At 64.3% G+C, this 22149-nt stretch carries 28 protein-coding genes; 16 read left to right on the forward strand and 12 right to left on the reverse strand.

Annotated elements, in window-relative coordinates; translation table 11 throughout:
* Positions 1-39 precede the first annotated feature (39 nt).
* The 5 genes from AC0L28_RS15610 to AC0L28_RS15630 are packed head-to-tail and all read left to right on the forward strand — an operon-like array spanning position 40 to position 3613.
* Positions 40-186, forward strand: coding sequence for a hypothetical protein (locus AC0L28_RS15610; protein WP_473478499.1), 147 nt, complete (start codon positions 40-42; stop codon positions 184-186).
* An 11-nt stretch (positions 187-197) separates the two neighbouring features.
* Positions 198-1016 carry a DUF2189 domain-containing protein gene (locus tag AC0L28_RS15615; protein ID WP_473478501.1) on the forward strand — a complete coding sequence of 273 codons (819 nt, stop codon included), beginning with the start codon at positions 198-200 and terminating at the stop codon, positions 1014-1016.
* Positions 1017-1019: 3 nt separating this feature from the next.
* Positions 1020-3278, forward strand: a complete 2259-nt coding sequence (locus tag AC0L28_RS15620; protein ID WP_287363489.1) for a heavy metal translocating P-type ATPase — start codon at positions 1020-1022, stop codon at positions 3276-3278.
* Positions 3275-3463 (forward strand): cbb3-type cytochrome oxidase assembly protein CcoS, encoded by a 189-nt coding sequence (gene ccoS, locus AC0L28_RS15625; RefSeq protein WP_023798498.1) that lies wholly within the window; start codon positions 3275-3277, stop codon positions 3461-3463. Before AC0L28_RS15620 ends, ccoS begins: the two co-directional genes overlap by 4 nt.
* Before the next feature lie 18 nt (positions 3464-3481).
* Positions 3482-3613 (forward strand): hypothetical protein, encoded by a 132-nt coding sequence (locus tag AC0L28_RS15630; RefSeq protein ID WP_023798499.1) that lies wholly within the window; start codon positions 3482-3484, stop codon positions 3611-3613.
* A gap of 27 nt (positions 3614-3640) precedes the next feature.
* Here the strand turns inward: AC0L28_RS15630 and soxA are convergent, their stop codons facing one another.
* Genes soxA through AC0L28_RS15670 form a run of 8 tightly spaced genes read right to left on the reverse strand, consistent with a single transcriptional unit; the run spans position 3641 to position 9928 of the window.
* On the reverse strand, positions 3641-4420 hold the full coding sequence (gene soxA, locus AC0L28_RS15635) for a sulfur oxidation c-type cytochrome SoxA (protein ID WP_473478505.1): 780 nt from the start codon (positions 4418-4420) through the stop codon (positions 3641-3643).
* Positions 4420-4740 (reverse strand): thiosulfate oxidation carrier complex protein SoxZ, encoded by a 321-nt coding sequence (gene soxZ / locus AC0L28_RS15640; RefSeq protein WP_128172459.1) that lies wholly within the window; start codon positions 4738-4740, stop codon positions 4420-4422. Before soxZ ends, soxA begins: the two co-directional genes overlap by 1 nt.
* A complete protein-coding gene (locus AC0L28_RS15645; RefSeq protein WP_128172458.1) occupies positions 4740-5189 on the reverse strand; it encodes a SoxY-related AACIE arm protein in 450 nt (149 codons plus the stop codon). Before AC0L28_RS15645 ends, soxZ begins: the two co-directional genes overlap by 1 nt.
* A gap of 53 nt (positions 5190-5242) precedes the next feature.
* Complete coding sequence (gene soxX / locus AC0L28_RS15650) at positions 5243-5692, reverse strand: sulfur oxidation c-type cytochrome SoxX (protein WP_128168266.1); 450 nt, start codon at positions 5690-5692, stop codon at positions 5243-5245.
* On the reverse strand, positions 5692-6954 hold the full coding sequence (locus AC0L28_RS15655; RefSeq protein WP_473478509.1) for an FCSD flavin-binding domain-containing protein: 1263 nt from the start codon (positions 6952-6954) through the stop codon (positions 5692-5694). The genes soxX and AC0L28_RS15655 overlap by 1 nt, the downstream gene beginning before the upstream one ends.
* On the reverse strand, positions 6941-7285 hold the full coding sequence (locus tag AC0L28_RS15660; protein ID WP_473478511.1) for a c-type cytochrome: 345 nt from the start codon (positions 7283-7285) through the stop codon (positions 6941-6943). Before AC0L28_RS15660 ends, AC0L28_RS15655 begins: the two co-directional genes overlap by 14 nt.
* The gene (locus AC0L28_RS15665) at positions 7272-9446 is read right to left on the reverse strand and encodes a xanthine dehydrogenase family protein molybdopterin-binding subunit (protein WP_473478513.1); all 2175 of its coding nucleotides are present in this window, start codon (positions 9444-9446) and stop codon (positions 7272-7274) included. Before AC0L28_RS15665 ends, AC0L28_RS15660 begins: the two co-directional genes overlap by 14 nt.
* An 11-nt stretch (positions 9447-9457) precedes the next feature.
* Positions 9458-9928, reverse strand: a complete 471-nt coding sequence (locus AC0L28_RS15670) for a (2Fe-2S)-binding protein (RefSeq protein ID WP_023798506.1) — start codon at positions 9926-9928, stop codon at positions 9458-9460.
* Positions 9929-10240: 312 nt separating this feature from the next.
* Here AC0L28_RS15670 and AC0L28_RS15675 point away from each other — a divergent pair, with 312 nt between their 5' ends.
* From AC0L28_RS15675 to AC0L28_RS15685, 3 genes are read left to right on the forward strand one after another with little or no spacing between them, the layout of a single operon-like run.
* Positions 10241-10960, forward strand: coding sequence for a response regulator (locus tag AC0L28_RS15675; RefSeq protein WP_023798507.1), 720 nt, complete (start codon positions 10241-10243; stop codon positions 10958-10960).
* Entirely contained in the window at positions 10957-12438 is a 1482-nt protein-coding gene (locus tag AC0L28_RS15680) for an ATP-binding protein (RefSeq protein ID WP_128168215.1), read from the forward strand. Before AC0L28_RS15675 ends, AC0L28_RS15680 begins: the two co-directional genes overlap by 4 nt.
* Positions 12435-12614 (forward strand): hypothetical protein, encoded by a 180-nt coding sequence (locus AC0L28_RS15685; RefSeq protein WP_473478517.1) that lies wholly within the window; start codon positions 12435-12437, stop codon positions 12612-12614. Before AC0L28_RS15680 ends, AC0L28_RS15685 begins: the two co-directional genes overlap by 4 nt.
* Before the next feature lie 95 nt (positions 12615-12709).
* Here AC0L28_RS15685 and AC0L28_RS15690 read toward each other — a convergent pair whose 3' ends face one another.
* The 3 genes from AC0L28_RS15690 to AC0L28_RS15700 all read right to left on the reverse strand — a co-directional run bounded on the left by AC0L28_RS15690 (position 12710) and on the right by AC0L28_RS15700 (position 14602).
* On the reverse strand, positions 12710-13174 hold the full coding sequence (locus AC0L28_RS15690) for a c-type cytochrome (RefSeq protein WP_419693334.1): 465 nt from the start codon (positions 13172-13174) through the stop codon (positions 12710-12712).
* A gap of 49 nt (positions 13175-13223) precedes the next feature.
* Positions 13224-13640 carry a WD40/YVTN/BNR-like repeat-containing protein gene (locus AC0L28_RS15695; RefSeq protein ID WP_473478520.1) on the reverse strand — a complete coding sequence of 139 codons (417 nt, stop codon included), beginning with the start codon at positions 13638-13640 and terminating at the stop codon, positions 13224-13226.
* 65 nt (positions 13641-13705) lie between these two features.
* Positions 13706-14602 carry a LysR substrate-binding domain-containing protein gene (locus AC0L28_RS15700; protein WP_473478521.1) on the reverse strand — a complete coding sequence of 299 codons (897 nt, stop codon included), beginning with the start codon at positions 14600-14602 and terminating at the stop codon, positions 13706-13708.
* Between the two features lie 78 nt (positions 14603-14680).
* Here AC0L28_RS15700 and AC0L28_RS15705 point away from each other — a divergent pair, with 78 nt between their 5' ends.
* The 5 genes from AC0L28_RS15705 to AC0L28_RS15725 are packed head-to-tail and all read left to right on the forward strand — an operon-like array spanning position 14681 to position 20025.
* Positions 14681-15895 (forward strand): trans-sulfuration enzyme family protein, encoded by a 1215-nt coding sequence (locus AC0L28_RS15705; protein ID WP_473478523.1) that lies wholly within the window; start codon positions 14681-14683, stop codon positions 15893-15895.
* A 29-nt stretch (positions 15896-15924) separates the two neighbouring features.
* Positions 15925-16959, forward strand: coding sequence for a transporter substrate-binding domain-containing protein (locus AC0L28_RS15710; protein WP_473478525.1), 1035 nt, complete (start codon positions 15925-15927; stop codon positions 16957-16959).
* Positions 16960-17019: 60 nt separating this feature from the next.
* Positions 17020-18135, forward strand: a complete 1116-nt coding sequence (locus AC0L28_RS15715) for an amino acid ABC transporter permease (protein ID WP_473478528.1) — start codon at positions 17020-17022, stop codon at positions 18133-18135.
* Positions 18136-18137: 2 nt separating this feature from the next.
* A complete protein-coding gene (locus AC0L28_RS15720; RefSeq protein ID WP_473478530.1) occupies positions 18138-19226 on the forward strand; it encodes an amino acid ABC transporter permease in 1089 nt (362 codons plus the stop codon).
* A 55-nt stretch (positions 19227-19281) separates the two neighbouring features.
* Positions 19282-20025, forward strand: a complete 744-nt coding sequence (locus tag AC0L28_RS15725) for an amino acid ABC transporter ATP-binding protein (RefSeq protein ID WP_287363498.1) — start codon at positions 19282-19284, stop codon at positions 20023-20025.
* Positions 20026-20103: 78 nt separating this feature from the next.
* On the opposite strand, the gene AC0L28_RS15730 is transcribed toward AC0L28_RS15725, so the two are convergent.
* On the reverse strand, positions 20104-20685 hold the full coding sequence (locus AC0L28_RS15730) for a TetR/AcrR family transcriptional regulator (protein WP_023798528.1): 582 nt from the start codon (positions 20683-20685) through the stop codon (positions 20104-20106).
* A gap of 123 nt (positions 20686-20808) precedes the next feature.
* Between AC0L28_RS15730 and AC0L28_RS15735 the strand changes: the two genes are divergently transcribed.
* The 3 genes from AC0L28_RS15735 to AC0L28_RS15745 all read left to right on the forward strand — a co-directional run bounded on the left by AC0L28_RS15735 (position 20809) and on the right by AC0L28_RS15745 (position 22133).
* Positions 20809-20988, forward strand: a complete 180-nt coding sequence (locus tag AC0L28_RS15735) for a hypothetical protein (RefSeq protein WP_023798529.1) — start codon at positions 20809-20811, stop codon at positions 20986-20988.
* Positions 20985-21512 (forward strand): hypothetical protein, encoded by a 528-nt coding sequence (locus AC0L28_RS15740; protein ID WP_473478532.1) that lies wholly within the window; start codon positions 20985-20987, stop codon positions 21510-21512. Before AC0L28_RS15735 ends, AC0L28_RS15740 begins: the two co-directional genes overlap by 4 nt.
* Before the next feature lie 288 nt (positions 21513-21800).
* On the forward strand, positions 21801-22133 hold the full coding sequence (locus AC0L28_RS15745; RefSeq protein ID WP_473478534.1) for a four-helix bundle copper-binding protein: 333 nt from the start codon (positions 21801-21803) through the stop codon (positions 22131-22133).
* Positions 22134-22149 lie beyond the last annotated feature (16 nt).

Here is a 22149-nt window from a genome sequence, read left to right on the forward strand (position 1 = left end):
CGCAGAAGCACTCGCCTTCCCGGCGGATGGATTCTCTGGTTGCTCGTCCCGGCGGGGCTGCTGCTCTTCGCCGGCGCCAACGCGCATCTTGTCTACGTGGCGTTCCAATCGCAGCCGGGCTGCGTGGCGCACGTGAAGGATACCAGCGACGGCGGCAGCTATCGCGCCGCCAAGTCAGCCTGCTGAAGGAGAAAGACATGGGCGAGGCCGACGAATCCTACTGGCTGCTGAGCGAGACATCCGGCATCGGGGAAACCCGGGATCCCAAGCTTCAACGCCACCTTCCGGTCCTGGAAGGATTGCGTTGGCTCGCTGAGGGCTGGCGCGATTTCTGGACCCGCCCCGCCTCCAGCCTCGCTTACGGTGTCGGCGTTTTCGTGCTTTCGGTGGCGTTCGTGTGGACCCTCGTCGAGTTCGGTCGCGACTATATCCTGTTCCCATCGCTTGCCGGCTTCCTGATCGTCGCACCGTTCCTGGCGATCGGGCTTTACGAGAAGAGCCGCGCGATCAGCGAAGGCCGCGAAATCGGGCTTGCTTCGATGCTTCATGTGCGACCGAGAGCGGGCGCGCAGATCTTCTTCACGGGCCTGCTTCTCTGTCTCCTGATGCTGCTCTGGATGCGGGCGGCGGTTCTCCTGTGGGCGCTGTTTTTTGGCGTGACGGCGTTTCCGGGCCTCGACAATGTGATCGGGATACTGATTGGCACGCCGTCGGGATGGGCGATGTTGATCATAGGAACGGCGATCGGCGGTCTGTTCGCATCCTTCGCGTTTTCGATCAGCGTGTTTGCCGTTCCTATGCTGCTTGACCGGCGCGTCGATGCTCTGACCGCGATGGCCACGAGCATGAAAATGGTGTGGAACAACCTGCCGCCGATGATCGCCTGGGGTGCCATGGTGCTCGTGCTTTTCGGCATCTGCGTCGCCACTGGCCTTATCGGCATGATCGTCATCTTCCCGCTGCTCGGACACGCGACATGGCACGCCTACCGGGCAGTGGCCCGGCCGGAGGCCTGATCGATGAGTTGCTGCGCGCCGGGATCCGAGGCGGCCCTGATGATTGGGCCCGGGCGGCGCGAGATCGTCCCGCAAGAGGTGGTCTTTGCGAGCCGAGATCTCGGCGATGGTACGATTCAGACGGACTTTTCCGTCCCTCAGGTGCATTGCGCAGGCTGCATCGGCGCGATCGAAGGCTTGCTCAGCCAAGTCGAGGGCATCGTTTCCGCGCGGGTGAACCTGACCGCAAAACGTGTCGTAGTGAAGTGGCGGCGGGACGGCGCCGTGCCGCCGATGATCGAAACGCTTCGAAAAGCCGGTTACGAAGCAACACTCGCCGAGCCTGAGAACGGAGACGGCGATCCGGAGATGGGCCGCTTGCTGCGCGCCACGGCCGTTGCCGGCTTCGCCGCCATGAATATCATGCTTCTTTCCGTCTCGGTCTGGTCGGGAGCGGACGCCGGCACGAGGCACGCATTCCACCTGATCTCCACGGCCCTCGCGTTGCCGACGCTGGCCTATTCGGGCCGGATTTTCTTCGCTTCCGCGTGGAGCGCCCTGCGCGGCGGCCGGACGAACATGGACGTGCCGATCAGCGTCGGCGTGCTGCTCGCATTCGGCCTCAGCGCATACGATACGGTGACGGGCGGAGCCCATGCTTACTTCGATGCGGTGACATCCTTGCTGTTCTTCCTGCTGGCTGGACGCGCTGTGGACCAGGCGATGCGCGGACGCGCTCGCGAAGCGGTCAGGTCGCTCGCGCGGATGATGCCGCGAGGCGCCACGGTGCTCACGCCTGATGGCGAACGCGAATATCGCGACGTATCCGCTATCCGCAGCGGCGAGACTGTCCTTGTTCTCGCGGGAGAGCGCGTGCCGGCCGATGGCACCGTAATTTCCGGAAACGCCTCGCTCGACCTGTCGGTTGTGACGGGCGAGTCCGCCCCGGAGTCGGTCCGACCGGGGGCCAGCGTGCTGTCGGGATCGCTCAACCTCGACGGGCCGCTGACGTTGCGTGTCGACCGACCTCAGAAAGAGTCCTTCCTTGCTGACATGATGCGGTTGATGGAGGCTGCCGAAGGCGGCCGCGCCCGTTATCGGCGCATCGCCGACCGGGCCGCCTCGCTTTATTCGCCGGTGGTCCATCTGCTTGCCTTCGCCACCTTTGCAGGGTGGATGATCACCACCGGAGACCTGCACCGATCACTGACGGTGGCGATCGCCGTCCTCATCATCACCTGCCCATGCGCGTTGGGCCTGGCCGTGCCGATGGTCCAGGCCGTCGCTGCGCGGCGTCTCTTCGCTCTCGGTGTGACCCTCAAGGACGGCGCCGCTTTGGAACGGCTGGCCGAAGTCGATCACGTCGCACTGGACAAGACGGGTACGCTCACCTCAGGCCTGACAAAAGTGGCGTCTTTCACGGTGCCGGACGACGAGATCGAAGCGGCCTCCGCGCTTGCCCGGTTCTCTCGGCATCCTGCCTCGCGAGCGGTGGCGGCGCTGCATCCGGCCGGGCAGGCTGCCGTCGAGCAGATTCGGGAGGAGCCCGGAAACGGCATCGAAGGCACGGTCGGCGGCCGCGTTTACAGGCTCGGCCGCCAATCTTGGGTCGACGCCCGCTCCACTGCCGGTTCCGCCTCGGCCGAAGCCTGGTTGTCGGCTGACGGCCGCGTCCTCGGCGCGTTCCGGATTTCCGACAGCCTCCGTCTCGGAGCCGCCGCCGCTACAAAGCGCCTGCGCAGTCTCGGCCTCGGCGTCGAGATCCTGTCCGGAGACGTGGAAACGGAGGTAAGGAAGGTGGCAGGCATGCTCGGCGTAGCAGCAGCCACTGCCGGGATGCTTCCTCGCGACAAAGTCGCGCGGTTGGAAGTCCTGCGCGCGCAGGGCCGCAAGGTGCTGATGGTCGGTGACGGCCTCAACGACGCGCCCGCATTGGGAACGGCTCACGTGTCGATGGCGCCCTCCTCGGCCGCGGACGTCGGGCGCAACGCGGCCGATCTCGTGTTCCTGGGCTCCAGCCTGGACAGCGTTCCGAAAGCGATCACCATTGCCCGCAAGGCCAGGCAACTCGTCACCCAGAACATTGGGCTCTCCATCCTTTACAATGCGCTGGCCCTCCCGCTCGCGGTTACAGGCCACGTTACGCCGCTGGTCGCGGCGGTGGCGATGTCCACATCATCCATCCTGGTGGTTGCCAATGCGCTTCGTCTTTCGGGTCCGAGCCGAGATCCGCAAGGAATACAAGGTGGCGTGACGTCCACTCATCTCGCGGAGGCTGCATGAGCCTGCTCGCCTGGCTGGTCCCCGTAGCACTCGGCATGGGCCTGGTTGGGCTTCTCGCCTTCCTCTGGTCGATGAAAAGCGGCCAGCTCGAGGACCTGGACGGAGCAGCGGAGCGGGTGCTTCTCAACGAGGCGGCCGACACCCCGCTGCCGGATATGGAACAGCCATCACCGAACAGGCGTTGATCTCTAAGGGAAGCGACAATGGGCGAAACTGCCGACAGAAAATTTGACTGGATAGCGGGGCTGGCGACTGTGTCCGGCGTTGCGGTGATGGTTCCAAGCCTTGTCGCGCTTGCAGTCGCCCTGATCGCGGTGATAGCCGCTTTGTTCTAGGCAGGAAACGACGGCCACAGCCCGGCATCACGGCCGCACGGCCGGCGTCTCGACCAGAAGGCCGCGGGCCCGCTCCGTCAGATGGAGCTCCAGGTCGACGAGTTCGGCTGCGCCGAATTCGAAGGGCTCGGCTCTGACCCCGATCATGCAGTTGCGCAGGCGCCGCTGCAGCGAACCGACCGTCTGCCATTCCAGGCGGTAGAGCGGATAGCCGGTCGGATGCGCCTGCGGGATGACACTGCCGCCAAGCCGTTTGCCCCAATTGTCGTCATGGCAGGAGGCGCAGGAAAGCTCGAGCTGTCCGATGCGGCTCTGGAACAGACGCCGGCCGTTGTCGCGAAACGGCGCGAGCCGGGCGTCGGTCGCCGGTGTGATTGGCATGCCACGCGACTGATGCGTCACATAGGCCGTCAGGGCGAGCAAAGCGTCGGACTCCGGCGCCAGCGGCTCGGCCTGCTGCCGCTCCGCTCGACAGGAGTTGATGCGCCCGGCAAGGTCGATCGGCCGGCCGGTCGCCGCGTCAAAGGCCGGGTAGCGCGCGGCAACGCCGCGCATCGTCTGGCGGGCATCGTCATGGCAGCCGGAGCAGGCGACATCCGCCCTGCCCTGCGCCTGTTGCCAGAGCTGTTCGCCCTGCAGCACCCACAGCATGCCGGGATTGCTCATGTCGTCGGCCTGCAGCGCCTGCGTCTGCGGCGTCATGAAGTCGAAGCCGGAGCGCTTCTCGACGTCTTCCATGCCGGCGGCGATGGCAATGCCGCAGACGACCGCCGCGATAATCCCCACCAGGCCCCCGAGGGCGCGCATCAGCTCACCGTGATCGTCGCCGACGCCGTTTGGGTCTTCCCGGCATCGTCGGTCCAGGTGAAGTCGATCGTGCCGCTCGTCGTGGCAACGAGCGTGAAGGCAATGAACGGATTGGCCGATACCGCTGGAAAGAGATCGGCCGAAAACACCTCCTCGCCATTGTAGGTGCAGGTGAAACGGCGGATGATGTCGCGGGGGATGTTGGAGCCGTTCGGGCCGATTCGATAGCCGGTTTCCATGGGGTGGGCGATCATCGCCTTGACCTCGACGACTGCGCCCTGCCTGGCCACTTTCGGCACATTGACGAGCGCGCGCGCCATTATGAAAGGTCCTCGATACAGGCAGCCAGCGTGACGATGGCGCTCGCCCGGCTCGACCAGAAGCTGCCGTCGCTCATCTCGGCGACGGCGACGACGACCTGCGAGGTGGCGAGCCGGATCCGCGTCGAGACCATGGCGTGGCCGGAGCGCGGCCCGAGGTGGAAAACCGCGACATTCGCCTGCGGGTTTTTCTCGTTGAAGACCGCGATGCGCCGGACATGGTCGTCTTCAGTCATCGGGCTCTCGGCGACGACGGCGATCCCGACCGCGTTGCCGTTCTCGACCAGAGGCGGCAGGTCGAGCCGGACGCGGCCGTCGAGAACGTTGGCTCCCCCGGTGAAGGTCCGGATCGCTTCCTCGAGGCTCGGACGGGCAACGGCCCAGCGCGGCAGGCTGATCGCCAGCAGGCCGGTCATGCCGGCCCGAAGAAACTGCCGCCGTCCGACCATGCCTGCGTAAACTCCCGGGCCTGCGTAAACTCGAAGCGGGTCTTGGTGCATGATCACCCCTTCAGCGTCGTGAGATAGGCGACGATATCCTCGATATCGGCGCCGCCCAGGATCGGCTTGCTGCGCCCGACGGTGGCGACGCGCCGGCCCTGCTCATCCGCGACCCGATAGTAGGAAGGCATGATCGTGTTCGGCACCAGCCGCTTCATGTCGACGACGCGCAGCCGGATCTGGCCTTCCGAAAGTCTTGCCCCGACGCCGGTTAGGTCGGGCGCCAGCGTGCCGTGCAGATGCGCGTCGGGAAACGGCCCGCTGTGGCAGAGCGTGCAGAGGCTGCGCTGCCGGTCCGCGATCAGCGCGGCGCCGCGCGTCGGATCACCCTTGTCGACAATCAGAGGTTGCATGATCGCATCGCCGGTCACGACATAAGACCCCGTCTCCTCGCCGGCACCGGGCGAGGCCGCAAGCTGCAATCCCATCAGAGCCAGAAAAGCCACCCTCATCATCCGAACACTTCACTGGTGATCGTCCGGAACCAATCCTGCGCATAGACCGCTTCCAGTTCGCGCACGGAAAGCGGCGCTTCGAGCGGGCTGGTGCCGCCCGCTCCCTCCACTTCGGCAAGCAGGCCGTCACGCGGCTGGTAGACGCCGGCGATCGAAATGCCGTAACCGGGCGCGACCAGGCTGTAGCAGGTGTTGATGAGCTTCGGCTGCGCCGGCTGCCGCTCCCTGACCAGGGCGGCGACCGCGGCGGCGCAAGCTTTTGCCTGGGCGTTGGCGCTGAAGGCGGATTTCGGCATCGCCCCGCCGATCGCCGCATCGCCGATGACGTGGATCGCCGGCTGCAGGCGGGACTCGAAGGTGACCGGGTCGATCGGGCACCAGCCCGTCTGGTCGGCAACGCCGGCCGACTGCGCAATCGCGCCCGCACGCTGCGGCGGGATCACATTGGCGACATCCGCCTTGTGATCGCCGAACTCGGTCAACAGCGTCTTCGTCGCCGGGTCGACTTCCGTCACCCTGCCGCCCGACGACAGCGGCACCCATTCGATCAAGCCGGGATAGAGTTCTTGCCAGGCCGCTTCGAACAGCCGCTGCTTCGAAAAGGCGTCCTTGGCATCGAGGATGATCAGCTTGGAACGTGGTTTGCTGGTCTTGAGATAATGCGCGATCAGGCTTGCCCGCTCGTAGGGACCGGGCGGGCAGCGAAACGGATTGGCTGGCGCGGCGAGGATGACGACCCCACCGTCCGGCATCGCCGCGAGCTGGTCGCGCAGCAGCAGCGTCTGCGCGCCAGCCTTCCAGGCATGCGGCATGATCGCCGCCGCCGCCTCGTCGTAGCCCGGCAAGGCGTCGAAGCGCAGGTCGACGCCGGGCGCCAGCACCAGCCTGTCGTAGTCGATGTCCGTGCCATCCTCCAGCCGGACGCGCCGGCGCTCGGCATCGACGGCGACAGCCCGCTTGCGGATCAGCGCGATGTCGCCGAACCGGTCATAGCTGAAAGTCTGCGCCTCGATGCCACGCAGCCCGGCAATCACGGCATTGCTGAACGGGCAGGCCAGATAGGCGGGCTCTGGCTCGATCAGCGTCACCGCAAAATCGCGATCCAGCCGTTTCAGCGCGCGGGCGCAGCTTGCTCCGGCAAAGCCGCCGCCGACAATGACCACGCCGGGCTGCGTCTGTGCGCGCAGCTGCGGCGCGGCAAGGACGGCCGCGGCGACGCTAGCCGCCACGCCGCCGATCAGGGCTCTACGGCTGGGCATGGCGTACGGCCTCCGGCTTGGCGAGCCATTCGGCGATGGCGCGCGTCTCCGCCTCGGTAAATCCCCTGGCGATGCGGTCCATGACCGTTGCCTTGCGCTCACCGGAACGGAAGGCTTGCATCTGGGCGACGATGTCGTCTGCCGCGTGGCCGTCGAGCGAAGGGATGGCTGAGCCGAGTGCCGCCGGCCCGTGACAGCCGGTGCATGCCGTAGCACCAGGCGCCGCGTCGGCCCATGCCGGCGCGCTGGCCGCAAGCGCCGCAAGCAGGACAGGCGCGAGCGCCCGTCCGCCAGGCCTGTTCTTCGCGCGCCTCATATCAGGCGAGGTCATGGTTCTTCAGCGGCAGCGTGCGGATGCGTTTTCCGGTGGCTGCGAAGATCGCATTGAGGACGGCCGGCGCGGCGACCGCGATGGTCGGCTCGCCGACGCCGCCCCAGAAGCCACCGGACGGCAGGATGATCGTCTCTACATCAGGCATTTCGGCCATGCGCAGGACCTCGTAGCTGTCGAAGTTTTCCTGCTCCATGCGGCCGCCATTGACCGTGCATTCGCCGTAGATGCAGGCGGAAAGGCCATAGACGAAGGAGCCCTCGACCTGCCGCTCGACTTGGGCGGGGTTGACGACATGACCCGGGTCGGTGGCCGCCACGATGCGATGGATCCTGAGCTGCCCATCAGTCACCGAAACCTCCGCTGCCGCCGCCACATAACTGCCGAAACCCATGATCTGCGCCAGGCCGCGGTGAATGCCGGCCGCGGGCGGGGTGTCCCAGCCGATCCGTTCGGCAACCGCCTCCAGCACCGCGAGATGTTTTGGATGTTTGGCCATCAGCTTGCGGCGGAAGGCGAGCGGGTCGACGCCGGCCGCATGGGCGAGCTCGTCCATGAAACACTCGACGTAGAGCGCGTTCTGGTTGAGGTTGACGCCGCGCCAAAAACCTGGCGGGATCGGCGGGTTGCGCATGGCATGGTCGACAAGCAGATTGTCCACCGTATAGCCCAGCGTGCCTTCGGTGCCGCTGAGGACGAGGCCCTGGAAGACCACCGGGTCCATGCCGTTCTGCATGCCCTGCGGCCGCACCGCGGCAAGGATCGACTGGCCGGATATGCGCATGTGCAGAGCGGTCAAATTGCCGTCCGCGTCGAGCGCGCCCGTCAGCCGGCATCGGGTGGTCGGGTGATAGGCGCCGTGCAGCATATCCTCTTCGCGCGACCACATGAGCTTTACCGGCGTTCCCGGCACCTGCTTGGCAATGCTGACCGCCTGGCGCACATAGTCCTGGAAGTTGCCGCGTCGGCCGAAGCCGCCGCCGAGATGGATCTTGTGCACCTCGCATAGCTGCACCGGCAGGCCGGCGGCCTCGGCCGCTGCCGCAAGGCTGGCCTCGCCATTCTGGGTCGGCACCCACACCTCGCAGCGCTCCGGCGTGTAGAGCGCCGTCGCGTTCATCGGCTCCATGGTCGCGTGGTTCTGGTAGGGGAAGGCGTAGGTCGCCGTGACCGTCCGGCCGGCGGCGGACAGGGCAGCATCGGCGTCACCTTGCCTGGCGCCGATGAAGGCGTCATTTGCGGCGAGTCCCTCTTCGAGCATCGCCGCGATCGAGGCGCTGGTGACCTGCCTGTTGGGACCTTCGTCCCAGACGATCGGCAAGGCATCGAGAGCGGTCTTCGCCCGCCACCAGGTGTCGGCGACAACCGCAACGGCGGTCTCGTCGACCTGAACGACAGTGCGCACGCCCGGCATGCCCGCCACCGCCGCCGCGTCGAAACTCTCCACCTTGCCGCCGAAATACGGGCAGGCCCGGATCGCCGCGTTGAGCATGTTCGGCAGCTTGAGATCGGCGCCGTAGACCTGGCTCCCGTTAAGCTTGTCGGCCGTGTCGAGCCGCGGCAGCGGCTTGCCGGCTATGGTCCAATCCTTCGGGTCCTTGAGCGTGACATTGGCGGGCGGCGTCATTCGCGCGGCGGCGGCAGCCAGCTGTCCATAAAAGGTGGCGCGATCCGACGCTGCATGCGTGACCATGCCCATCCTTGCGGTGCATTCGCTGGCCGGGACGCCCCATTCGGCGGCCGCGGCGGCGATCAGCATCTCGCGCGCAACGGCGCCGCCAATGCGCACATACTCGTGCGACTCGCGGATGCCGCGGCTGCCGCCGGTCGAGAAATTGCCCCACACGCGGTCGCGCGCCAGGTTCTGGGCCGGCGACGGGTATTCCGTCGTGACCTTGGACCAGTCGCAGTTCAGCTCCTCGGCGACGAGTTGCGCAAGGCCGGTCAGTGTCCCCTGCCCCATCTCGGAGCGGGCAATGCGGATGACCACCGTATCGTCGGGCCTGATCACCACCCAGGCATTGATCTCCGGCGCCGCCTCGCTGCCATCGGCCAGTGCCGGCTTGATGAACGGCACGTTGAATCCGAGGGACAAGCCGCCGGCTGTGGCGGCCACGCCAATGATGAAGCTGCGGCGGGAGAGGGAAATTGTGGCGTTCATGACTGCTCTCCTCAACCGCGTTGCGTGGCTTCGCCGGCCTTGGCGGCCAGCTTGATCGCGGCGCGCACCCGGTTGTAGGTGCCGCATCGGCAGATGTTGGTGATCTCGGCGTTGATGTCCTCGTCCGCGGGGTTCGGGTTCTGCATGAGCAGACCCGCCGCAGCCATGATCATGCCGGCCTGGCAGTAGCCGCATTGCGGCACGTCGAGCGCCAGCCAGGCCTGCTGGACCGGATGCGAGCTGTCCGGCGAAAGCCCCTCGATGGTGGTGATTTGCTGGTCGGGCTCGACCGCGCTCACCGGAAGCACGCAGGAGCGCGTGGCGACGCCGTCTATATGGATGGTGCAGGCGCCGCAGGCGGCAACGCCGCAACCGTACTTCGTTCCGGTAAGCCCGATCTGCTCGCGGATCACCCACAGCAGCGGCGTGTCCGGATCGACCTCGATGTCACGTGGCGTCCCGTTGATGATCAATCTGGCCATTGTGCAATCCTTTCGATCAAAGGCTGGCGAGGATCGAGTCTGGATGCCGCCCCTGGCGACAAAGACCGGACGTCCCGGCTAGCGACGGGGCCAAGTTAGGCGGGAGCTGTCGCAGAACCTTGTCCCGAACACCGGCAGTTCATCGCAAGTTGTCGCGGGCGCAGTGCTCTGATACATTTCGTTACACTTCTCACGCTTTGTTGATGTCGGGCGAGATTGCCGCCATGGCGCGGAAGGTGATCATCCGTGTAGACGCAAACTAGATATCGTCGATACTGACCGACTATTCAGCGGCGACCTTGGGAGCATTGCATGGAAGTGGCGCAGCACATCGCGGTCGTCGACGACCACAGGGACATCCGCGATCTCGTGGGGAAATACCTCACGCAGCAGGGTTATCGCGTCAGCGTCGCCGACAGCACGGCCGCGCTCAAGCGGCTGCTCGACCGCAGCCTGCCCGATCTTATCGTCCTCGACGTCATGATGCCTGGCGAGGACGGCATTGCCGCCTGCCGGCACGTGCGCGGAACGGTCGACGTTCCGATCATCTTCCTTACCGCCATGGCCGAGGAGGTCGACCGGATCGTTGGCCTCGAGATCGGGGCAGACGACTACCTGACGAAGCCGTTCAATCCGCGGGAATTGCTGGCGCGGATCAAGGCGGTGCTCAGGCGCGTTCACAGCCTGCCGCCGCAGCGTGGTCGGCTCAAGTCGAACGCGCTGCGCTTCGACCGCTGGACCCTGAATGTCGGCCGCCGTGAACTGGTCGGGCTCGACGGCGTGGCGGTCGCGCTCAGCACGGCCGAATTCCGCCTTCTCACCGCTTTTATCGAGCATGTCGGGATCGTGCTCAGCCGGGATCAGTTGCTTGACCTCACCGTCGGGCGCTCGGCCGACGGTTTCGACCGGGCCGTCGACAACCAGGTGAGCCGGCTGCGCAAGAAGATCGAGGCGGACCCGAAGAATCCGATGCTGATCAAGACGCACTGGGGCGGCGGCTACTGCTTCACCGCCGAGGTGGCCCAGGCATGATGCTGTTATGGAGACGCAGCTTGGCGGCCCGCTTCCTCATGCTGGTGCTGCTTGCGCTCGCCCTGTCGCAGGCGATCACCTTCCTGATCTCATGGGACGAGCGCGGACAAGCCCTGCACGCAGCGGCCAAGGGCGAGTTCGTCAGCCGCACGTCCTCGCTTGCCATTTTGCTGGACACGACGCCGCCCTCGCTTCGACCCGACATCCTCACCGTCAGCGGCACGGCCTATACCCGCTTCTGGACCTCGCAGTACGGGCCGAGCAATCCCCTCGCCTGGCAACAGGAGGCGCTGACGCAACTCGCCAAGCCGCTGCCCGGCATTGCCGCCAAATATGCAGCCTATATGAACGGGCAGGCCTCGAACGCGGTCGCTGCCGCCGATCCTTCGGTGCCGCCGCGCATGCTGGACCTGTCCGGCAGTGGCAGCCCGTTCACGCGACCTGCCAAGTTTCTTTATCTGGACGGCGCCCCAAACGGCATGGGGCTTTCCGTCCGCCTTGACGACAGCACCTGGCTGAATGCCGCCTACGCCAAGGTGATGCCGAGCGCCTTCTGGACCGCGCAATCGGCGATATCGCTGGCGCTCACCGCGCTCATCCTGTCCGCCATAGCGATTTTCGGGGCGCAGGCAATCGCGCGTCCGCTGCGACGGCTCGCCAATGCCGCGGAACTGTTCGGCCGCGGCGAGGCCGTGCCACGGCTGCCGGAATCAGGGCCGGACGACATCCGCCAGACCGCCGAGGCGTTCAACCGCATGCAGGAGCGCCTGCAGCGCTTCGTCGAGGACCGCACGCGCATGCTGGCGGCGATCAGCCACGACCTGCGCACGCCGCTGACCTCGCTCCGGCTGCGCGCCGAGTTCGTCCAGGATCACGATCTTCAGGAAAAGATGCTGAAGACCATCGAGGAAATCCAGACGATGACGGAAGCGGCGCTCGCCTTCGCGCGCGAGGACGCCGCGGTGGAGGAGACGCGAACTGTCGATCTTTCGGCGCTGGTCGGCAGCCTCTGCGACGACCTCGAGGAGCTGGGCCAAAACGTCACCGTCAGCGACGGGCCCAAGGTGCTGTACCGCTGCCGGCCGGACTCGCTGCGCCGGGCGATCCGCAACCTCGTCGAAAATGCCGTCCGCTATGGCGAGCAGGCCAAGGTGAGCCTGGACAGGCGCACCGACAGCCTGGACATCGTGGTCGAGGACGCCGGGCCCGGCATTCCGCAAGCCGACATGGAACAGGTGTTCGCGCCCTTCTTCCGCCTGGAGCAGTCGCGCAACCGGGAGACTGGCGGCGTCGGGCTCGGCCTGTCAATTGCCCGCGCCATCGCCCGCCACCACGGCGGCGACATCGTGCTGGAAAACCGGAGCAACGGCCTTCGCGCGGTCATCAGGCTGCCGCTCATCGACATGGCCAGGCAGCTTGCCCCGGCGCCGGTGCCTGAGACCAGCCCTCCGACCGGACTGCGATCCTTGCCGGCTTGACCGAAACCCGTCCCGCGATCGGAACTCCCGCGCTGTCGCGCCACGATTTGATCAATGTCGTGGTAACGAAGGGCAAGTCGCTCTCCAGCGCCTTCCCCGACCCAGCCGCCGCCCTCGCTGCTGAGCGGCTGGTCCTGCCGGAAGCTTCCGGCCACCAGCAAAGCTCCTTCCCCTAAGCTCCGCAGAGGTCATCCGATGAACCATTCACAAGCCACGACACGCGACCATGTTATTTCCGCTGGAGTTGCGACCGCATCCCCGGCGATGTCCATCACGCGAGCGCGTGTGTTCCTGGCTGCGCTCTTGGCCGCCGCCGGCCTGCTGTTGCCGGACGCCGCTTCCGCAGCATGTCGTCCGGCCAGCGCGACTTAATGTAGGACAAAGCCGCGATGATTTCGGCGTCGGTCAGGATTCCCCCGAAAGCTGGCATCCGCGTTTTGTAATCCTTGAGGTTGGCGGCTTCAGCAACGCCGAGTTTCGTTATCCTGAAAAGCAGCGTGTCCGGGTGGGGCCAGGTGTGACCGCTTTCGTCGTGCGGCGGCGCCGGAAGGATTCCATCCTTGTCTTGCGCTTTCCACTCGGGTTGACCTTCGAGGTTCCTGCCATGGCAAGAGGCGCAATGCGCCACGTAAATGGCCTCGCCGCGCGCGATGACACGGGCATCGTCGGGCTTGAGGATCCCGCCCGACTTACCGCCAAAAACAAGACCAGACCGCCACCAAGGCGGCGAGAGCAAGCGTAAGCGCTAGCTTTCCAATCACCCTACGATCCACTGTGTCACCGCCTCAGCGACCGAGTTCGGTCCAGTTGGCGCCGCCGTCGGTGCTGGCTAGGATGTCGCTTTGGTGAGATGCGACAAATATCCGATCCTTGTCCGTTGGATCGACCGCGAAGTGCAGCAGGATTCGGTCACTCAAGCCGCTGGAAAGGGGTGCGAAGTTCAGAGCAGCCTCCGCGGAACGGACAAGTCCTCGTCCCACCACGAATGCGTAGACGGAACCGTCGGCCGTCACCTCAACGAGACTGACTGGCGCGCCATCGACGATCGTTTCCCAAGTTTGTCCCCCGTCCCTGCTGACCGACAGGCCTCCTTCAGTCGCGGCGTAAATCGTGTCGGTGTCTTTTGCCGATGCGGCGAGGTCGTTCAGCTTTTCCGGCAGCGGTCCAACCACCGACCATGTCTTCCCGGCATCGCGGCTCACCGAACCCGTTTTATCTGATTCTGGACAGGTATTGCCCGCCTCGCCTATGGACCGTGCTTCCTTGCCTACTCTTTGGGCGACAGCAAATTGCGCGCGGCATAGAGCTCCGCCGTGAAATCGGTAGTCAGAACCGAGTTGATGCCGTCTGGCGGTCGCAGGATCAGCGCTCGGAAATGAACCGCCGGCTCGAAGGGTCTTGCGACAATGCCAGCGGTCATGCGGTCGGCGATAACGGACGGATTGACCAGGCCGATTCCCATCCCTTTTGCAGCAAGAATGGCGATCGTTAGGCCGTAGGGGGTCTCGATCAGGATGCGCGGGCGCACGCCATGCGCGGCGAAGACCTTGTCCATCGCAACCCGCACCGTGTCCTCCGGCGACAATGCCAGGAACGCCTCGTCGGCCAGATCGGTCGGCGTGATCACCGCTTTCACCGCCAGTCGATGGTTCTTTGGCATCACGCAAACCGCGCGCGGCGTGTTGAAGACGCTGTGGAGCACACCGCTCGTGTCCACCTCGTCAGCGGCGAGCCCGATGTCGAAACTGCCTGATGCCACCAGATCGCGCACCACATTGGAGGTGCGCACCTGATAGCTGATGCGCACCTGCGGATGCTTGCGCGAAAAGGCCACGATGGCGCGCGGCACCAGCCCGTGCCCCAGTGCCGACAGGCTGGCGACACGGATCGTCCCCGTGCCCACTTCCTTGATCTGGGCCGCTCGCAGCTTCAGCCGGTCGAGACCGACCAGATTAGCCTTCACTTCGGCATGGAAAAGTTCGCCTTCGCGCGTGGGTACCAGCCTGCCGCGGATGCGGTCGAACAACTTGAAGCCGAGTTCGGCCTCCAACTTCGCGAGCGAGCGGCTGATCGCTGGCTGCGAGGTGTCGAGCAGCGTTGCGGCAGCGCCAGCGCCGCGCGTGATCATGATTGCGTTGAAGACATCGACGTCGTGCAGGTTCATGGATAAGCCATATCAAAAACGGATGAACTTTATCGTTGCGGTCATAGATAGCAATGGGCGAGATGGCTATGGTTGCCTATGACCCAGCGCGACGACACCTCCCATGTCCATCCTCCCAAGCGTTCGCAAGAGCCGTTCCAGTCGCTCGCGATGCCTGTCGAGCGTGCGTCGACCGTCGTCTTCGACCATCTGGAATCCTTCGAACGTCGCGTCGAGCGTCTGTATGACGGCTTCAGCTACGGGCTCTACGGCACGCCGACCAGCCGTCAGTTGGAAGATCATATCGCCATGCTGGAGCACGCGACGCGCGCGCTTGTCGTCCCGTCCGGCATGGCCGCCATCGTGCTGGCGACCATGGCCACCTGCCGTGGCGGCGACCGGGTGCTTATGCCTGAAACACTGTACGGTCCGGCGCGCGACATGATGGCCCGTTTTCTGGGGCCGCTCGGCATCCACGCCGTTTCCTACGATTCCCGGCTCGACGCTGGAATAGCTGCGCTGCTTGACGACACGACACGGCTGGTGTGGGTGGAATCGCCGGGCTCGTCCACCTTGGAGGTGCAGGACGTGCCGGCCATCGTGGCAGTAGCTCACAAGGCAGGCGCATTGGTGGCGGCGGACAATACCTGGGCCTCGCACCTGCTGTTCAAGCCGCTCGACCACAACGTCGACATCACTATGCAGGCGCTTTCCAAACATGCCGGCGGCCATGGCGATCTGCTGATGGGTTCGCTCGCCGTGCGTGATGAGGCTCTTTTCCGGCGCCTCAAGGATACGGCGCGATTTCTCGGCTATGGCGTTTCGCCAGAGGACTGCGCGCTATGCGAGCGCGGCTTGATGACCATGCCGGTGCGCATGCGACACGCCGACGCCACAGCCCGCAGCATCTTGGAGTGGCTGTCGGTGCGGACCGAAATCGCCCAGCTCCTTCACCCGAGCCTACCGGACCATCCCGGCCACGCCGCCTGGAAACGCGACTTTGCCGGTTCGGCAGGTATGTTTTCCTTCGTACTGCGGCCGGAACTGGCCTCGCTCCAATCAAAGGTTCTCGGTCGCATGCGCCTGTTCAGGCTCGGCGCGAGCTGGGGTGGCGTGCATTCTTTGATCGCCGTTAGCGATCCGCGAAAAAACCGGGCAAGCCTCGACTGGCTGAAGCCAGGTCCCGTCTGGCGCCTGTCGATCGGCCTCGAGGCATTGGACGACCTGCTGGCCGATCTTTCCCAAGCATTCGACCTTTTTGCAGAAGCCCGGCGGAACGGAGCTGCCTTGGCCGGTGCCAAGGCTGCCGAATAACAAGAACCTCAACAACAAGGGGAATGAAGATGAAACGCAGAAGTTTAAAGTGGCTCGCCAGTGTGGCAATCGGGCTAGCCGGCGTGGTTTCCGGCATCAGTGATGTGGCGGCACAGGCCGTTGTCAACAAGATCAAGGAACGCGGTTATGTCAGCTGCGGCGCTAGCCAGGGCGTTCCGGGCCTCTCCCGACCGGATGAGAGAGGTTATTATCGCGGTTTCGATTCCGACATCTGCCGCACTTTCGCGGTCGCCATCCTCGGCGACAAGGACAAAATCCGCTACGTTCCGCTCAACGCCGGCCAACGTTTCCCGGCACTGCAGACGGGTGAGATCGACATCCTGTCGCGCACATCCACCATCACATTTACCCGGGATACGGTTGTCCGTTTCGTCTGGATCAACCTCTACGACACGGACGGTGTGCTGGTGCGCAAGGCCGACAACATCACTGAGCCGAAACTGCTCGACGGCAAGACCGTCTGCCTGCAGGGCGGCGGCTCCCTGACCGAAAAGGCCATTGAGGAAACCGAGGACGAATTTGGGATTTCCATGAAGAAGGTCTACTACGACTCGACCATTCAGGCGCGCGACGCTTTCTTCGGTGGTCGTTGCGACTCCTACGTAACCGACGGCACCGCCGCGGCAGGCCAGCGTGCCTCGGTGGCCAAGAATCCGGACGACTACGACATCCTCAAGGTCGGCCACGCCGCTGAACCCAATGGCGTGGCTGTCGCGCGCGGCGACGACCAGCTCTTCGACGTGGTGCGCTGGACAATGAACGCCCTGTTCTGGGCCGAAGCGAACGGCATCACCGCGCAGAACGTCGATGAAAAGCTCGCTGCGGGCAATCCGGAGATCAAACGGGTGCTTGGCGAAGAGCCCGGCTTTGGCGCGCCGCTCGGGCTGGACGACAAATGGGCCTACAACGTCATCAAGCAGATGGGCAATTATGCCGAAATCTGGGACCGGAACCTGGGCAAGGACAGCACGCTCAAGGTCGAACGCGGCATGAATGCGCTGTGGAAAGACGGCGGTCTCAACTATCCCTTCCCATGGGATTGAGCCTTGGTCGGGGCGTGCCGAGCGCGCGCCCCTCCCTTCAACTGATGAACCGAGGCCGGTATGCTAAGCGAAGCCAAGACCAGATCGATCATCATTCAAGGCGTGTTGGTGACGACCGTCATCGCTTTCGCTGCGCTGCTGGTCTCGACCACCTTCGCCAATCTAAGGGCGCGCGGTATCCCGATTGGCTTCGATTTCCTGACGATGCCGTCCAGGATCATCATTTCCGAGGCCATCCTCACCTATAAATCGCGCGATCCCTACTATTGGGCGATCGTTGTCGGGCTGGCCAACACGGTCTTCATTTCCGCTCTTGTCATCTTCTTCTCCTCCGCCCTTGGCCTCGTCGTCGGCATCACCCGGCTGAGCAGCAATCCACTGGCAGCGGGTACCTGCCGGGTCTGGGTTGAAATAGCCCGCAACTCACCGCCGATCGTCCTTTTGATTTTCCTCTATTCGTTGTGGTGGAAGGTGCTGCCGCCGGTCGGCGAAGCACTGAATCCGCTGCCCGGTGTCTACGCATCCATGCGCGGCTTCGTCGTGCCGGCCATCAGCATCGACATCGGCCTGACAGGCGCGCTGATCATCCTGTTCGCCCTGACGCTCGCCGCGCTCAGCTACGGTCTCGCCCGGAGTGGTCGCTTGCCGCCCTTGGTTGTGCCGGCGATCCTGGCTGCCGGCGTCGTGGGACTGTGGCTCGCCGATATTCCCTTCGCCGTCGATTTCCCGGTCTTCACGGGTTCGAACTTCCAGGGCGGCGGTGAACTGACGCCCGAGCTCAGCACCATCCTCATCGGCCTCACGATCTACACCACCGGTTTCGTGGCCGAGATCGTACGCGGCGGTGTTTTGTCGGTCGGTCGTGGCCAGTGGGACGCCGGCCATTCTCTCGGCCTGTCACGTGGCAAGATCCTGCGGCTGGTTGTCATCCCGCAGATGCTGCGGGTGATCGTCCCGCCGCTCAACAGCCAGTACATCAATGTCGTCAAGAATTCGACGCTGGCGATCGCCGTCGGCTACCCGGACTTCCTCGCGGTGATGAATACCATCGTCAGCAAATCCAGCCATTCGATCGAAGGCGTCTTCATCATCCTCGGCGCCTATCTCGCCCTCAATCTTACCCTGTCGAGCGCGGCCAACTGGTACAACCGCCGCATCGCCATCGTGGAGCGGTGACCATGGCCATGTCTCTTCCCATGTCCTCCGAGGCAACGCCGGACCATTTCCGGTTCGCCGGCCTGCGGCGCCTAGCCAAGCTGTTGTTCGGCACACCGCTCAACGCCGCGCTCACGCTGCTGTTCGCCGCGCTGCTGTTCGTCACCGTGCCGCCCGTGCTGCGCTGGCTGGTGATCGATGCGGTGCTCTTCGACCCCGACCCGAATGCCTGCCGAGCGGCCACTGGAGCCTGCTGGAGCTTCATTTATGCCAAATCCGGTCAACTTCTGTTCGGCATCTATCCGTTCGACGAACGCTGGCGCCCAGCCATTGTTTGCCTGCTCATTCTGGCGCTGCTCGGCTGGTCGGTGCGTCCGGCGAGCTGGACGTCACGACTGCTGGCGCTCTGGGTGGCGGCGTTCGCTTTGATCTTCTGGCTGATGGGGGGAGGCTTCGGACTGGCCGAAGTGCCGACTTCATCCTGGGGCGGCCTGCCGGTGACGCTGATTTTGACCGTCGTCGCCATCGGCATCGCCTTTCCGGTCGGCATCCTGCTCGCGCTGGCTAGGCGCTCGACGCTGCCGGCCGTCCGGGTCGGCGCGGTGGTGCTGATCGAATCCGTGCGTGGACTGCCATTGCTGTCCATCCTGTTCGTGGCGTCGATCATGATGCCGCTGTTCCTGCCCGAGGCGCTGCTGCCCGACAAATTCGTGCGCGCGCTTGTCGCGCTCACCATCTTCGCGGCTGCCTATCTCGCCGAAGTGATCCGCGGCGGCCTGCAGGCCATCCCGAACGGGCAGTATGAGGCAGCAGCGTCGCTCGGCCTGCCCTTTTGGCGCACACAACGTCTCGTCATCCTGCCCCAAGCCATCCGGGTGGTGATCCCTGCGCTCGCCAACACCATCATCGTTATGATCAAGAATACGAGCCTTGTCCTGGTCATCGGGCTGTTCGACCTGATCAGTTCAGGCAAGGCTGCACTGGCCGACCCCGAATGGCCGTCGCCGGCCGCCGAGACCTTTCTCTTCATTGGCGCGATCTTCTTTGCGCTGTCCTTCTCCTTCGCCCGCTTCGCCGATTTCCTGGAGCGGCGGGGCCCGGCCGCTCACTAGGAATGCTGCAATGTCGACTTCCGTATCTGCCATCCGGCACGTTCCATCCCTGCCCATGACAAACGATCCCACCGCCGTCGAGATGGTCGGCGTGAACAAGTGGTACGGGGCCTTCCACGTCTTGAAAAATATAAATCTCACCATCCAGCGCGGTGAAAAACTGGTGATCTGCGGACCGTCTGGTTCAGGCAAATCCACCATGATCCGCTGCATCAACAGACTGGAAGAGCACCAGCAGGGCCGCATCGTCGTGGACGGTATTGAACTGACCGGCGACCTGAACAAGATCGATGAAATCCGCCGCGATGTCGGCATGGTGTTCCAGCACTTCAATCTGTTTCCGCACCTGACCATTTTGGAAAACCTGACGCTGGCGCCGATCTGGGTGCGGAATATGCGCCGCAAGGAAGCCGAGCAGGTCGCCATGCACTATCTCGATCGCGTGAAAATCCCGGATCAGGCGCACAAATATCCCGGGCAGCTTTCAGGCGGCCAGCAGCAGCGGGTGGCCATCGCGCGCTCGCTTTGCATGAGCCCGAAGATCATGCTGTTCGACGAGCCCACCTCGGCGCTCGACCCTGAAATGGTCAAGGAAGTGCTCGACACCATGGTTTCGCTGGCCGAAGAGGGCATGACCATGTTGTGTGTTAGCCACGAGATGGGCTTCGCCCGACAGGTGGCCGACCGTGTCGTCTTCATGGACCAGGGCGAAATCGTCGAGATCAACACACCGGCCGAGTTCTTCTCGAGCCCGCACCACGAGCGCAGCAAGCTATTTCTGGCCCAGATCCTGCATTAGCTAACTCCTACGCAATTCCTCGTGCGTATGGTCAGCATGGAGCGCGTGGCGTGAGGCAATGTGATGACGGCTCCACGTTCACCTGTGGCTGGCGCATAGAGGCCGCAACCCGGCCAGAGTGACCGCAACGAGCCGGCGGACCGCTGCTTTGGATGGCAGGCTGCTGGCCGCTGCGAGAGCGTGGAGGCAAAAGATTGCAAGCTCGCCGGGCGCGACATCATCCCGGAAGCCGCCGGTCTTTGCACCCTCAGCGAGCAGGTCCCGGATGAAATTGCTGAGCTGCTGCTGCGCCTGGGCGACGTGCTCGCCTCGATGCAGGCGCGCCGCGAGTTCGGTGCTGTGGTGCTCGTGAGAAATGAACGCGTAGGCCTCGAGCACAGCTTTGAGCTTCTCGCCAGCGGTGCCAGCCTCATCCCGGATGGCAATCAGATGTTCGAGGTGGCCGGCGACCTGACGTTCATGCCAGGCGACGAGGATCGCTTCAACGTCGGGGTAGTACTTGTACAGCGTCGCACGACCGATTCCCGTCTCCTCGGCGATCTGTGACATCGTCACCGACAGCAGTCCATGCTTGGCCACCAGCGCCGCGGTGGCATCGAGGGTCGCATCGCGCACCGCCCGACGGTGCGCATCGATGGTTTCATTCCATAGCTTCGGCATCACCCCAACATACCTGACGTGGCAGCTTTGTCGAGATAAGAGACATCGTGGCTTGATATAGACATTGCGTCTCGATAAAGTCGAGCGCCATTATATGTCGATACAGACGATAGAGGAACGGACATGGCCGACCTGCCCCCCTACCCCGGCGCACCGCGCTGGGTGAAAGTGTCGGGGATCGTCGCGATCATTCTGGTCCTGCTGGTTGTCGCTGTGGTCTTCACCGGTATCGGCGGGCCCCACGGTCCCGGCCGGCACATGCCGTCGTCCGGCGTTACAGAAACCGGCGTGCAACAACGATGATTATGGCACCCGGCGTTCGCAAGTTAGCCCTCACCGCGCATGTCACGTCCTCTGTCGGCACGCTCGGCGCAGTCGCAGGCTTCCTGGCTCTCGCCGTCGCCGGCCTGGCAGCCAAGGATTCGCAGATGGTGCGCGCAGCCTATCTCGCGATGGAGTTGACCGCCTGGTATGTCATCGTCCCGTTGGTTCTCGCCTCATTGGTCACCGGGCTTGTCGTGTCGCTGGGCACCAATTGGGGCCTGTTCCGGCACTACTGGGTCGTGGCGAAGCTTCTGCTGAATATTCTTGTCACCGTCGTCCTGCTGCTTCAGCTGAATCTGATTGGCTATCTGTCAGACATCGCAGCAGAGACGACGTTTACCAGGGTTGATCTTCGGGAACTGAGGATATCACCTGTGATCCACGCCGCGGGAGGGCTGCTCGTGTTGCTCGTGCCTGCGGCGCTGTCGCTATACAAGCCGCGGGGCCTGACCCCGTACGGGTGGCGGAAGCAGCATGAGGGGTCGACGGCTCCGCAGCGTTAGAAGCAGCCGCTCCGTCGACACCCGCGCCCGCCGCATCGGAACAAAGTTTTCGCGCTTCCGTTACGCAGCATGTCATGCATTGCACTCTTGCGGATACTTCGGCGGGCGAAGGCAGCTTTTTTCATCTGCTTCGCTGTCGGTTTGCTTCTGTCTGGAGCGCCAACGCGCTGGACCACGACCATCAATTTCCCAAATCGCCGAGTTCAAGCAGTGGCTTGAGAACCAACGCAAAGTGATCGTTAGGAGGCGCCTGTAGCGCGCTCCTCGAATCGAAGAAAGGACACCCCCATGCATCACCTTAGCCCCGAAATGAAAAGCTGCATCGACGAATGCCTGCGCTGCTATTCCGTGTGCCTTTCGACCGCGATGGGCCACTGCCTGGAACTGGGCGGTCAACACACCGAAAAACAACACTTCACGTTGATGATGGCGTGCGCCGAGATCTGCCGGACGTCGGCGCATTTCATGCTCATCGGTTCCGAGCACCACAAGCATACCTGCGGCGAATGCGCGGAGATCTGCAACGAATGTGCTGATGACTGCGAGCGTCTCGGTGACATGCAGGAATGCGTAGACACCTGCCGTCGCTGTGCAGAGAGTTGCCGGAAAATGGCGGCGTAGATCTCATCAGAGGGCG

The organism is Mesorhizobium sp. WSM4847 (assembly GCF_055811335.1).